The organism is Pseudomonas sp. HD57-3, assembly GCF_056113135.1.
The window spans coordinates 1,202,182-1,215,387 of record NZ_CM148568.1; the positions used below are offsets into that span (position 1 = coordinate 1,202,182).

The 13,206-nt window shown below is 60.1% G+C and carries 10 protein-coding genes; 2 read left to right on the plus strand and 8 right to left on the minus strand.

Features of this window, described 5'->3' with window-relative positions; translation table 11 throughout:
* The first annotated feature begins 172 nt into the window (after window positions 1–172).
* The gene (locus AC0R79_RS05260) at window positions 173–1,756 is read left to right on the plus strand and encodes a peptide chain release factor 3 (RefSeq protein ID WP_085608055.1); all 1,584 of its coding nucleotides are present in this window, start codon (window positions 173–175) and stop codon (window positions 1,754–1,756) included.
* A 256-nt stretch (window positions 1,757–2,012) separates the two neighbouring features.
* Complete coding sequence (locus tag AC0R79_RS05265) at window positions 2,013–2,273, plus strand: hypothetical protein (RefSeq protein WP_127796911.1); 261 nt, start codon at window positions 2,013–2,015, stop codon at window positions 2,271–2,273.
* A 106-nt stretch (window positions 2,274–2,379) separates the two neighbouring features.
* Here AC0R79_RS05265 and AC0R79_RS05270 read toward each other — a convergent pair whose 3' ends face one another.
* The 8 genes from AC0R79_RS05270 to AC0R79_RS05305 form a co-directional block, all read right to left on the minus strand.
* Entirely contained in the window at window positions 2,380–3,360 is a 981-nt protein-coding gene (locus tag AC0R79_RS05270) for a peptide ABC transporter ATP-binding protein (protein WP_007953682.1), read from the minus strand.
* Window positions 3,360–4,328 carry an ABC transporter ATP-binding protein gene (locus tag AC0R79_RS05275; RefSeq protein WP_007953667.1) on the minus strand — a complete coding sequence of 323 codons (969 nt, stop codon included), beginning with the start codon at window positions 4,326–4,328 and terminating at the stop codon, window positions 3,360–3,362. Before AC0R79_RS05275 ends, AC0R79_RS05270 begins: the two co-directional genes overlap by 1 nt.
* Before the next feature lie 10 nt (window positions 4,329–4,338).
* The gene (locus AC0R79_RS05280) at window positions 4,339–5,265 is read right to left on the minus strand and encodes an ABC transporter permease subunit (RefSeq protein WP_273898360.1); all 927 of its coding nucleotides are present in this window, start codon (window positions 5,263–5,265) and stop codon (window positions 4,339–4,341) included.
* 11 nt (window positions 5,266–5,276) lie between these two features.
* The gene (locus tag AC0R79_RS05285) at window positions 5,277–6,287 is read right to left on the minus strand and encodes an ABC transporter permease subunit (protein WP_042557626.1); all 1,011 of its coding nucleotides are present in this window, start codon (window positions 6,285–6,287) and stop codon (window positions 5,277–5,279) included.
* Window positions 6,288–6,360: 73 nt separating this feature from the next.
* Window positions 6,361–7,956, minus strand: coding sequence for an ABC transporter substrate-binding protein (locus tag AC0R79_RS05290; protein ID WP_474733543.1), 1,596 nt, complete (start codon window positions 7,954–7,956; stop codon window positions 6,361–6,363).
* Window positions 7,957–8,033: 77 nt separating this feature from the next.
* A complete protein-coding gene (locus tag AC0R79_RS05295; protein ID WP_127796912.1) occupies window positions 8,034–9,449 on the minus strand; it encodes an OprD family porin in 1,416 nt (471 codons plus the stop codon).
* A gap of 177 nt (window positions 9,450–9,626) precedes the next feature.
* Window positions 9,627–11,225, minus strand: coding sequence for an ABC transporter substrate-binding protein (locus AC0R79_RS05300; protein WP_474733545.1), 1,599 nt, complete (start codon window positions 11,223–11,225; stop codon window positions 9,627–9,629).
* Window positions 11,226–11,524: 299 nt separating this feature from the next.
* Window positions 11,525–13,150 (minus strand): ABC transporter substrate-binding protein, encoded by a 1,626-nt coding sequence (locus AC0R79_RS05305; protein ID WP_085608059.1) that lies wholly within the window; start codon window positions 13,148–13,150, stop codon window positions 11,525–11,527.
* Between the last annotated feature and the right edge of the window lie 56 nt (window positions 13,151–13,206).

Genomic DNA, 13,206 nt, shown 5'->3' on the forward strand with positions numbered 1-13,206 from the left:
ATTTTTCAGCCCCTGACGAATTGTCGTAACAGGGGATGGACGTCTCCGTGCTTTAAAAGGTTCCCATCTGAGGCAGCATTTGGCCACCCTTAATGTGCTCAACGGTTCGGTTATTGAATCGAGTTGGGCTATAATCGCCGCCCTTTTTTGAATCACCGCCAGGCGATTTCCCATGACCAGACAGGCCGCCGAAGTCGCGAAACGCCGCACTTTCGCCATTATTTCCCACCCCGATGCCGGTAAAACCACCATCACCGAAAAGCTCTTGCTGATGGGCAAGGCGATTGCTGTGGCCGGTACGGTGAAATCCCGTAAATCCGACCGCCACGCGACATCCGACTGGATGGAGATGGAAAAGCAGCGGGGCATCTCGATCACCACGTCGGTCATGCAGTTCCCATATCGCGAACACATGATCAACCTGCTCGACACCCCGGGCCACGAAGACTTCTCCGAAGACACCTACCGCACCCTGACGGCGGTGGACTCGGCCCTGATGGTTCTCGACGGCGGTAAAGGTGTTGAGCCACGGACCATCGCCCTGATGGACGTCTGCCGTCTGCGTGACACGCCGATCGTCAGCTTCATCAACAAACTCGACCGTGACATCCGCGACCCGATCGAACTGCTCGACGAAATCGAAGCCGTCCTGAAGATCAAGGCTGCGCCGATCACCTGGCCGATCGGTTGCTACCGCGACTTCAAGGGCGTGTACCACCTGGCCGACGACTACATCATTGTCTACACCGCCGGTCACGGTCACGAACGCACCGAAACCAAGATCATCGAGAAGCTCGACTCCGACGAAGCCCGCGCTCACCTGGGCGACGAGTACGATCGTTTCCTCGAGCAGCTGGAACTGGTGCAGGGCGCCTGCCACGAGTTCAACCAGCAGGAGTTCATCGACGGTCAACTGACCCCGGTGTTCTTCGGTACTGCACTGGGCAACTTCGGTGTCGACCACGTGCTCGACGCCGTGGTCGACTGGGCCCCGCGCCCGCTGCCACGCGTAGCCAACGAGCGCACCGTGGAGCCGGTGGAAGAGAAATTCTCGGGCTTCATCTTCAAGATCCAGGCGAACATGGACCCGAAACACCGCGACCGCATCGCCTTCATGCGTATCTGCTCCGGCAAGTACGAGAAAGGCATGAAGATGCGCCACGTGCGGACCGGCAAGGACGTGCGCATCGGCGACGCCCTGACGTTCTTCTCTTCCGAGCGTGAGCAACTGGAAGAGGCGTATGCCGGTGACATCATCGGTCTGCACAACCACGGCACGATCCAGATCGGCGACACCTTCAGCGAAGGCGAAACCCTGGGCTTCACCGGTATCCCGCACTTCGCCCCGGAACTGTTCCGCCGCGTACGCCTGCGCGATCCGCTGAAATCCAAGCAATTGCGCCAGGGCCTGCAACAGCTGGCCGAAGAAGGCGCGACCCAGGTGTTCTTCCCGGAGCGCAGCAACGACATCATCCTCGGCGCCGTCGGTGTGCTGCAGTTCGATGTGGTCGCCAGCCGCCTGAAAGAGGAATACAAGGTCGAGTGCTCCTACGAGCCGATCACCGTGTACTCCGCGCGCTGGATCGAATGCAGCGACAAGAAGAAGCTGGAGGAGTTCTCCAACAAGGCGGTGGAAAACCTGGCACTGGACGGCGGCGGTCACCTGACCTACCTCGCACCGACCCGCGTCAACCTGGCCCTGATGGAAGAGCGCTGGCCGGACGTGAAATTCCGTGCGACCCGTGAGCATCACTAAGCATTGAGCTGTTCCCTCCAAAGCCCCCGTTGCGTAAGCCTCGGGGGCTTTTTAGTGGCTGCTCATCAAGCGCTCCAGATAGACGACCTCGCTTAGCCGATCCGGTTATGAGCGTTATTCGAAAGCGGTCTGTCCACGCATGGCATTTCCGGGCATTGGTTAGCGTCCTATCTGGTGAACCCGGCGGATCGGAACTAGATTTCAATCAGCGTCAGGTCAGCATGAATTTCTCACCTGGAACAGGATGGACTCGGCTATGAAAAACAGGTTGCTACGCGTTTTGCTGCTGTTGAAAGTGATGGTGATGCTGTCCCTCGGCACCGCGACGGCCTGGGCCGAGTGCGAGGATCACGATACCCAGGCTTCCAGCGGGCAGGTGGGGCACAGCGCGCTGATGCTGGCCAAGTCCGAATCCGAGCCGGGCGATCAGGGCCAGGGTGGCAGCGCCGACGATGACGACTCGACCACCGATGAGCCGGACACCGACGATGCGGACGAAGGCGACAGCCAGACGTAGATTCCGCGCAAAAGAAAACCCCTTCTTTCCCGATCGATGCGCAATCGGGGCAGAAGGGGTTTGGTCAACTCATCAACAACCCGCCCCGGGAAACGGGGCGGGTTTTTTATGCCGCGCCGTCGAGGAACTGCTCGGCGTAGTGGCACGCGACCTGACGCGTATCGAGCTGGCGCAGGGCCGGCTCCTCGCTGCTGCAACGCGCGGTGGCGTACGGGCAGCGCTTGTGGAACGCGCAGCCAGGCGGCGGGTTCAGCGGGTTGGGCAGCTCGCCGACGATCTTGATTTTCGGCTTGTCCGGATCCGGGTGGATGGTCGGAGTTGCCGACAGCAGCGCCTGGGTGTACGGGTGCAGAGGACGGGCATAGATGTCGTGCTTCGGACCGATTTCCACCGGGCGACCGAGGTACATCACCATCACGTCATCCGCCACGTGCTGCACCACCGCCAGGTTGTGCGAGATGAACACGTAACCGGTGTTGAACTCCTGCTGCATGTCCATGAACAGGTTCAGCACCTGCGCCTGGATCGACACGTCCAGCGCCGAGGTCGGTTCGTCCGCCACCAGCACTTTCGGTTGTAGCATCATGGCGCGGGCCAGCGCGATACGCTGACGCTGACCACCGGAGAACATGTGCGGATAACGCTGGTAGTGCTCGGGACGCAAGCCGACCTGCTTCATCATCGCCTGGACTTTCTCGCGACGCTCGGCGGCCGACAGGTTGGTGTTGATCAACAGCGGTTCGGCCAGTTGATCGCCGATTTTCTGCCGTGGGTTCAACGACGCGTATGGGCTCTGGAACACCATCTGCACGTCTTTGCGCAGTTGTTTGCGCTGAGCCTTGTCGGCGCCGGCCACTTCCTGCCCGGCGATTTTCAGCGAGCCGGACGACGGCTCTTCGATCAGGGTCAGGGCGCGGGCAAGGGTGGATTTGCCGCAGCCCGATTCACCGACGACGGCGAGGGTCTTGCCGGCTTCCAGCTCGAACGACACGCCGTTCAGGGCGCGTACGGTCGCATGGCCCTTGAACAGGCCACGGGAGACTTCGTAGTGACGGGTCAGGTCGCGGGCGGTAAGTACGACGGCCATTACGCCACCTCCTGGTTCAACGGATAGAAGCAGCGGGCGAGGCTGTTGCTTTTCGGGTCAAGGGTCGGACGCTGCGCGCGGCAGCTGTCCTGCACGTACGGGCAGCGCGGCGACAGCAGGCAGCCTTGCGGGCGGTCGTAACGGCCGGGAACGATGCCTGGCAGGGTGGCCAGACGCTCGGCACCCTGGCTGTGTTCCGGAATCGCCTTGAGCAGCGCTTCGCTGTACGGGTGGGCCGGGATGTCGAACAGTTGCGGCACCTGACCGACTTCAACGGCTTGACCGGCGTACATCACGCACACGCGCTGGGCGGTTTCGGCCACGACGGCGAGGTCGTGGGTGATCAGCACCAGGCCCATGTTCTGCTCTTTCTGCAACGCCAGCAGCAGATCCATGATCTGTGCCTGAATCGTCACGTCGAGTGCAGTGGTCGGCTCGTCCGCGATCAGCAGTTTCGGCTCGCCGGCAATCGCCATGGCAATTGCCACACGCTGGCTCATACCGCCGGACAGTTGGTGCGGGTAGGCGTCCATACGGCTGGCGGCGCCCGGGATTTCGACTTTTTCCAGCAGCTCGATCGCACGCTTGCGCGCTTGCTTGCCGGACATTTTCAGGTGCAGGCGCAGCACTTCTTCGATCTGGAAACCGACGGTGTAGCTCGGGTTCAGCGCGGTCATCGGGTCCTGGAACACCATCGCCAGGTCTTTGCCGACGATCTGCCGACGCTGGCGGTTGTTCAGCTTGAGCATGTTCTTGCCGTCGAAGCTCAGCGAGTCGGCGGTGACGATCCCCGGGTGCTCGATCAGGCCCATCAGCGCCATCATGGTCACGGACTTGCCGGAACCCGACTCGCCCACGATCGCCAGAACTTCGCCCTTGTCGACTTTCAGGTCGAGGCCGTCGACGACCGGGGTGGCGTTCTTGTCGCCGAAGCGAACGTTGAGATTCTTGATTTCTAACAGTGACATGGGAATCTCCTCAGGCGGCGTTCTTGAGTTTCGGGTCCAGCGCATCGCGCAGGCCGTCGCCCATCAAGTTGATTGCCAGCACGCTGAGCAAAATGGTCAAACCAGGCAGACTCACCACCCACCAGGCGCGTTCGATGTAGTCGCGGGCCGAAGCCAGCATGGTGCCCCACTCAGGGGTTGGCGGCTGGACGCCGAGGCCGAGGAAGCCCAGGGCGGCGGCATCGAGGATCGCCGAGGAGAAGCTCAGGGTCGCCTGAACGATCAGCGGTGCCATGCAGTTCGGCAGCACGGTGATGAACATCAGGCGCGGCAGACCGGCACCGGCCAGGCGCGCGGCGGTCACGTAGTCGCGGTTCAGCTCACCCATCACGGCGGCACGGGTCAGACGCACGTAGGACGGCAGCGAAACCACGGCAATCGCGATCACGGTGTTGATCAGGCCAGGGCCGAGGATGGCGACGATCGCCACGGCCAGCAGCAGCGATGGCAGGGCCAGCATGATGTCCATCAGACGCATGATGGTCGGGCCGACCATTTTCGGGAAGAAACCGGCAAACAGACCCAGCAGGATCCCCGGGATCAGCGACATCACCACCGACGACAGACCGATCAGCAGCGACAGGCGCGAACCCTGGATCAGACGCGACAGCAGGTCGCGACCCAGTTCATCGGTGCCGAGCAGGAACTGCATCTGCCCGCCTTCGAGCCACGCCGGCGGCGTCAGCAGGAAGTCGCGGTATTGCTCGCTCGGGTTATGCGGGGCGACCCACGGCGCGAAGATCGCGCAGAAAATCACCAGCAGCATGAACAGCAGGCCGGCGACGGCGCCCTTGTTCTTGGCGAAGGCTTGCCAGAACTCTTTGTACGGTGACGGGTACAGCAGACTTTGATCCACGGCGGTGGCAGCGGTGGCTACTGAGGAAGTTGGAGTGCTCATGGGTATTGACCTCAGCGCTGATGACGGATGCGTGGGTTGGCAAAGCCGTAGAGGATGTCCACCACGAAGTTGACCAGAATCACCAGGCAGGCGATTAACAGGATGCCGTTTTGCACAACCGGGTAGTCCCGGGCGCCGATGGCTTCGATCAGCCATTTACCGATGCCGGGCCAGGAGAAGATGGTTTCGGTCAGGACCGCACCGGCCAGCAGGGTGCCGACTTGCAGGCCGACCACGGTCAGTACCGGGATCAGCGCGTTGCGCAGGCCGTGCACGAACACCACGCGCGACGGCGACAGGCCTTTGGCCTTGGCGGTGCGGATGTAGTCTTCACGCAGTACTTCGAGCATCGACGAACGGGTCATCCGCGCGATCACCGCCAGCGGAATGGTGCCGAGCACGATGGCCGGCAGGATCAGGTGGTGCAGGGCATCGAGGAACGCGCCCATGTCATCGGCCAGCAGGGTGTCGATCAGCATGAAGCCGGTGCGCGGCTCGATGTCGTAAAGCAGGTCGATCCGCCCGGACACCGGGGTCCAGCCCAGGCTCACCGAGAAGAACATGATGAGGATCAGGCCCCACCAGAAGATCGGCATCGAATAACCCGCGAGGGAGATGCCCATCACCCCGTGGTCGAACAGGGATCCTCGCTTGAGGGCCGCGATCACCCCGGCCAGCAGGCCCAGGATACCGGCGAACAGCAGGGCGGCCATGGACAGTTCCAGGGTCGCCGGGAAGAGGGAGGTGAACTCGGTCCATACGCTCTCACGGGTGCGCAGGGATTCGCCGAGGTCGCCTTGGGCCAGTTTGCCAATGTAGTCCAGGTACTGGGCGTACAGCGGTTTGTTCAGACCGAGGCGTTCCATTGCCTGAGCGTGCATTTCGGGGTCGACCCGACGTTCGCCCATCATCACTTCCACGGGGTCGCCGGGAATCATGCGAATCAACGCGAAAGTCAGCAAGGTGATGCCGAAAAACGTGGGGATCAACAACCCCAGTCGGCGGGCAATAAAACTAAACATCGTGTGTGGTACCTCATCAGCCGGTTAGGCGTGCCCGGCGACCCTGGGGTCAGGGGCGCCGGGAGTTTCTTATCTACTTCACCTGGGTGGTGGCGAAGTTATTGGTTGTCAGAGGGCTGATGTGATAACCCTCTACGTTGTTGCGCATTGCGGTGAACATGCGGGTGTGGGCCATGCTGATCCACGGTTGGTCCTGATTGAAGATGACTTGCGCTTCTTCATACAGTTTGGCGCGTTCGGCCGGATCTACTTTAGCCCGTGCTTCGTCGAGCAGGGCCTGGAATTTCTCGTTGCACCAGCGAGCGTAGTTTTCGCCGTTCTTGGCCGCTTCGCAACTGAGCATAGGCGTCAGGAAGTTATCCGGGTCGCCGTTGTCGCCCGCCCATCCGGCCGAAACCATGTCGTGCTCGCCAGCCTTGGCGCGTTTGAGCATCTCGCCCCATTCCATCACGCGGATGTCGATCTTGATCCCGACTTTCGCCAGGTCAGCCTGCATCATTTGTGCGCCGAGCATCGGGTTCGGGTTGGTCGGGCCGCCGCCGTTGCGGGTAAACAGAGTAAACACGGTGCCTTCCGGTACGCCGGCTTCCTTGAGCAGCTTGCGGGCGGCGTCGAGGTCGCGTGGCGGGTTCTTCAGGTCGTGGTTGTAGCCCAGCAGGGTCGGCGGGTACGGGTTGACCGCGACCGACGCGTTGCCTTTGCCGAACAGGGCGTTGACGTAGGCTTCCTTGTCGAAGGCGATGTCGATCGCTTTGCGCACCCGCACGTCGCTGATGTACTTGTGTGTGGTGTTCATGGCGATGTACGAGACGGTCATCGCGTCCATTTCATCGACTTTCAGGTTGCTGTCTTTCTTGATGCTCGGGATGTCATCCGGTTTCGGATACAGCGCGATCTGGCACTCATTGGCCTTGAGCTTCTGCAAACGCACGTTGTTGTCGGTGGCAATCGCCAGGATCAGCGCGTCAGCCGGCGCCTTGCCGCGGAAGTAGTCCGGGTTGGCCTTGAAGCGTACCTGGGCGTCCTTGGCGTAACGCTGGAAGATGAACGGGCCGGTGCCGACCGGTTTGTTGTTCAGGTCGCCAGTCTTGTTGGCCTTGAGCAACTGGTCGGCGTATTCGGCCGGGTAGATCGAGGAGAACGCCATGGCGATGTCGGCCAGGAACGGCGCTTCGCGACGGGTCAGGGTGAACTTGACGGTGTTGTCGTCGACTTTCTCGACGCTTTTCAGCAGTTCCTTGAAGCCCATGCTTTCAAAGTACGGGAAGCCCACGCTCGACAGCTTGTGCCACGGGTGATTCGGGTCCAGCTGACGCTGGAAACTCCAGACCACATCGTCGGCGTTCAGGTCGCGGGTCGGCTTGAAATATTCGGTGGTGTGAAACTTGACGCCTTTGCGCAGGTGGAACGTGTAGGTCAGGCCGTCTTCGCTGATGTCCCAGGATTCGGCCAGCGCCGGAATCACTTCGGTGGTGCCGGGCTTGAAGTCCGCCAGACGGTTGAAGATGGTTTCGGCCACCGCGTCGGCAGTGACTGCAGTCGTGTACTGGACCATATCGAAGCCTTCCGGGCTGGCTTCGGTGCAGACCACCAAGGGTTTGGCCGAGACGCCGACAGCGACACTCAGCAACGCAGCCGCGATGGCCGCACGTAGGGGAAGCATTTTCATCAAGAACCCTCTGCAATCGGTTGAAGACAAAAAGCCGAACGGCCGACTCGTCACTGAGTCAGCCGTCGGCTGGCGTTTTACAGGATGTTGAATGGAACGGTGGTCACCAGACGGAACTCATTGATGCTGCCGTCAGCCTGATTCTCGCTCGCGCGGTGCGCGGTGTAGGTCGCACGAACGGTGGTGGCTTTCAGAGGACCGCTCTGTACCGCATAAGCGGCACCGATGCCGTATTCATAGTGGTGCTCGCCGTCCATCGACTGCACGCCATCGTAGCCGCCACCCTTGTAGTGAGTGCCGTCGATGCCCCAGCCGCGGGCCTGGTAGATGTTGAACTTCAGGCCTGGCACGCCGTATTCGGCCATGTTCAGACCGTAGGCCACCTGGAAGGATTTCTCGTTCGGGCCGTTGAAGTCCGACAGCAGGGAGTTGGCCAGGTAGATGCCGTTGGTTTCGTGCAGGTAGTCGAAGTACTCGTTACCGTTCACTTCCTGGTAGGAGAAGGTCAGGGTATGCGCCTGGTGAGTCAGACCGAACGACAGGGAGTAGGTGTCGTTGTCGATTTCACCCAGTTTCTTCTTACCTTCGTCCACGGTCTTGTAGTAGTTCAGACCGGTGGTCAGAGCCAGAACCGAGCTGTCACCCAGCACGTGGGTGGCGCCGAAGTAGTACTGGTTCCACAGGTCTTCGGCCTGGGTGCCCCACAGGCTGGTGGTCAGGCTGGCGAACGGCTGGTACGAGATGCCGCCGGTGTGAACGTGGTCGGCTTCGGCATCGATCGCGCCGTATTCGGAGCGGAACTTGCTCAGGCTTTCTTCGGTACGCGGCGAAACGCGGTCGAACGAGGCCAGGTCGAAGGACAGGTTGTTCAGCTCTTCGCTGTGGATCGCGATACCTTCGAAGCTCGATGGCAGCGGACGGTTGCCGATCACGTCGACCTGCGGGCTGCTGAAGTTCATGCGGCCGGCGGTCAGGGTGGTGTTGGAGATGCGCGCCTTGACGTTGGCTAGGCCGACTTTGCTCCACTGGCCCTGGGCTTCGCCGCCTTCACGGGTCAGGGTACGGTTGTTGCCCGCGCCTGGACGGGTGCCCGGTGCGCCACCGTTGTTGGACGCCAGGTTCTCGCGGTCACGCTCCAGCGCGATGGCGTTGTACGCCGCCACTTCGGTGCTGAAACCGACGGTGCCTTCGGTGAAGCCCGAGTTGTACTTGACGATGGTGCCTTGCACCCAGTTGATACGACGATCGGTCGGGGTGGCCACGCCATCCTTGCGATAGGTGAACTTGCCGCCGCGTTTCAGTTGTTCGTTGGCGTACCAGTTACGGGTCGAGCCGCTGATCGACTGACCTTCGAGGAAGCCGGTGGCTTCAGCCTGGGCGCTCTTCTCGTTGACGGTCACCGGGGTGAACGCCTGGCTTTGGGTTTCCGCGTAAGCCGTGGCGGTGATGCTGCTGATGGCCAAGGCCAATATCGCGGTATTGCTCAGTTTCATGGGTGAAGCTCCTTTACTTTCTTTTTATGCCGGCTTTTTTGGGTTGGCCGGTTATTGGTTTAGAACTCATTCACACATCGCAAACGTTTGCAAAAGGCCTGATTGGCGAATTTCGGCAAAGCGCTTGCGTGAGGGGGTAGACGGCCCCCTCAGCATTGCGGCTAATCGGTTTTGTGTTTAATCGATGCTGACACCCGAAAACACGTTGCGACCAAACGGGCTCACCTTGAACCCTTCGACTTTGGTGCTCAGTGGCTGGTTGACCGTCGAGTGAGCGACAGGCGTGATCGGCACTTGCTGCTTGAGCAGTTGCTGGGCCTGTTTGTAGAGCACGGTGCGCTGATCGCGGTCGGTGACGACCTTGGCCTGCTTGATCAGCTTGTCGTAAGCCGGATCGCACCACATGGAGTAGTTGTTGCCGCCGATGGCGTCGCAGCTGTACAGCGTGCCGAGCCAGTTGTCCGGGTCCCCGTTGTCACCGGTCCAGCCGATCAGGCTGACGTCGTGCTCGCCATTCTTGGTGCGCTTGATGTACTCGCCCCATTCGTAGCTGACGATCTTCACTTTCAGACCGATCTTGGCCCAGTCGGCCTGGAGCATCTCGGCCATCAGTTTGGCGTTCGGGTTGTACGGCCGTTGTACCGGCATCGCCCACAGGGTGATCTCGGTGCCTTCCTTGACGCCGGCAGCCTTGAGCAACTCTTTGGCTTTTTCCGGGTTGTAGGCGGCGTCCTTGATGGTGTCGTCGTAGGACCATTGGGTTGGCGGCATGGCGTTGACGGCCAGTTGGCCGGCGCCTTGATAAACAGCGTTGAGAATCCCCTGTTTATTCACTGCCATGTCCAGCGCCTGACGCACTTCGAGCTGATCGAACGGCTTGTGGCGCACGTTGTAGGCGATGTAGCCGAGGTTGAAGCCCGGCTTCTCGATCAATTGCAGTGTCGGATCGTTCTTCAGTGCCGGCACATCGGCAGGGCGCGGGTGCAGGGTGATCTGGCATTCGCCGGCCTTGAGCTTCTGCACACGTACCGAAGCGTCGGTATTGATCGCGAAAATCAGGTTCTTCAGCTTCACCCGGCTCTGATCCCAGTAGTGCGGGTTGCCGGTGTAACGGATGTTCGAGTCTTTCTGGTAGCTCTTGAACACGAACGGACCAGTGCCGATCGGCTTCTGGTTGATGTCGCTCGGCTTGCCTTCGGCCAGCAGCTTGTCGGCGTATTCGGCAGACAGGATGGCGGCGAAGCTCATGGCGATGTTCTGGATGAACGCGGCGTCGACGCTGTTGAGCGTGAACTGCACGGTCAGCGGCCCGGTCTTTTCGACCTTGGCGATGTTCTTGTTGAGGCTCATCCCGTTGAAATACGGAAACTCGGTCGGATAAGCCTTACGGAAAGGCTGTTGCGGATCGAGCATGCGGTTAAACGTGAACAGCACGTCGTCGGCGTTGAGATCGCGCGTAGGTTTGAAGTACGGCGTTGTATGAAACTTCACACCTTCACGCAGGTGAAAGGTGTACTTGAGACCATCCTCGGAAATATCCCAGCTGGTTGCCAGGCCCGGTACGACATTGGTCGCGCCTTTTTCGAACTCGGCCAGTCGGTTGTACAGCGGCTCGGCGGCGTCGTTATCGGTCGCCGTCGTGTACTGCGCGGTATCGAAACCGGCCGGACTGCCTTCGGAGCAGAACACCAGGCTGTTGCTGGCGGCGTAACTGGCGGACGTGGCGGCCAACAGGCCGGCGCCCAGCAATGCGGAAAAAACCAAGGTATGGCGCATGACGCTCCCTCTTTTCTTAGTGTTTTTCAATGCGCCGCGATCCCGTCCAGGGAAGTTGTGGCGACATTGAGCTCAAACCAATACGGCAGCAAAACCGATAGCCCACGCAGTCACTGGTCAGAACCCGACGGTAGGGGCCGTGGGTCTGGCAGTAAATGCGCTGAGTCCTAAAGACTCGTAGGAAAAGGCAACACGTCCTAAACCAACCTGGTAAGACCGGTTGGAAAAGGCTGTAGGCAAATTCCTGACTTCTCGGCAAAAAAAACAGCGGCGACGCTGAAAACGTCGCCGCTGCTTCTTTATTTGCTGACGCTGACGCCGTAGAAGGAGTTCAAGCCGAATGGGCTGATCTTGAAGTCCTGCACGTTGGCGCGCATGGGTTGATACACCGTCGAGTGAGCGATAGGTGTCATAGGGACTGCATCTTTGAGGACGTGTTGCGCCTCTTTGTAGAGTTCGGTGCGCTTGGCCTGGTCAGTGGTGCGCTTGGCTTCTTTCACGAGGCCGTCGAATTTCTTGTCGCACCATTTGGAGAAGTTGTTGCCACTCAGGGAGTCGCAACCAAACAACACGTTGAGCCAGTTGTCCGGATCACCATTGTCACCGCTCCAGCCAATCAGCATGCCCTGGTTCTCGCCACCTTTGGAGCGCTTGATGTACTCGCCCCATTCGTAGCTTTGAATCTTCACTTTCAGGCCGATCTTCGCCCAGTCGGACTGAAGCATTTCAGCCATCAGTTTGGCGTTCGGGTTGTACGGACGTTGAACCGGCATCGCCCACAGGACGATCTCGGTACCTTCCTTGACGCCGGCTTCCTTGAGCAGCTGCTTGGCTTTCTCAGGATCGTACTTGGCGTCCTTGATGGTGGTGTCGTAGGACCACTGGGTCGGCGGCATGGCGTTGACAGCCAGTTGGCCTGCGCCCTGGTAAACCGAGTCGATGATCTGTGGTTTGTTCACAGCCATGTCCAGCGCCTGGCGAACGCGCAGGTCGGCCAACGGGTTAGGCTCGTTGCTGCCCTTGACCTTGTCCATCACGTTGTAGGCGATGTAGCCCAGGTTGAAACCAGCCTGGTCAGGCATCTTCAGCGTAGGATCGGCTTTCAGTGCCGCGAGGTCGGCCGGACGAGGGAACAGGGTGACCTGGCACTCGTTCTTTTTCAGCTTCTGGATACGTACCGACGGGTCGGTGGTGATGGCGAAGATCAGGTTGTCGATCTTCACGTCTTCAGGCTTCCAGTAGTCCTTGTTCCCGGTGTAGCGGATGTTGGAGTCTTTCTGGTAGCTCTTGAACACGAACGGACCAGTGCCGATCGGCTTCTGGTTGATGTCGGCAGCCTTGCCTTGCTTCAGCAGCTGGGCTGCGTACTCGGCGGACTGTACCGAAGCGAAGCTCATGGCCATGTTCTGGATGAACGCGGCGTCGACTTCTTTCAGGGTGAACTTGACGGTGTGGTCGTCGACTTTATCGATCTTGGTGATGTTGGTATCCATCCCCATGTCGGTGAAGTACGGGAATTCGGTCGGGTACGCCTTACGGAACGGGTCATCCTTGTTAATCATGCGATTAAAGGTGAACAGCACGTCGTCGGCGTTGAACTCACGAGTCGGCTTGAAATACGGGGTGGTGTGGAACTTGACGCCTTCACGCAGGTGGAAGGTGTAAGTCAGGCCGTCATCCGAGATGTCCCACTTGGTCGCCAGACCAGGAATCACGGCGGTACCGCCACGCTCGAACTGGGTCAGACGGTTGAACATGGTTTCGGCTGAGGCGTCGAAGTCGGTTCCGGTGGTGTATTGGCCTGGATCGAAACCGGCCGGGCTGCCTTCGGAGCAGAACACCAGGTTAGTCGCAGCGGTGGCGAAAGGTGCGGAGGCTAACAAGCCTGCGCCGACTAAAAACGGAATGACCGCGTGTTTAAGCATGTTGGCCTCATGATTTGTTGTCATTTTTTAGTTGTGAGGTACGACCTCGTGAGTCG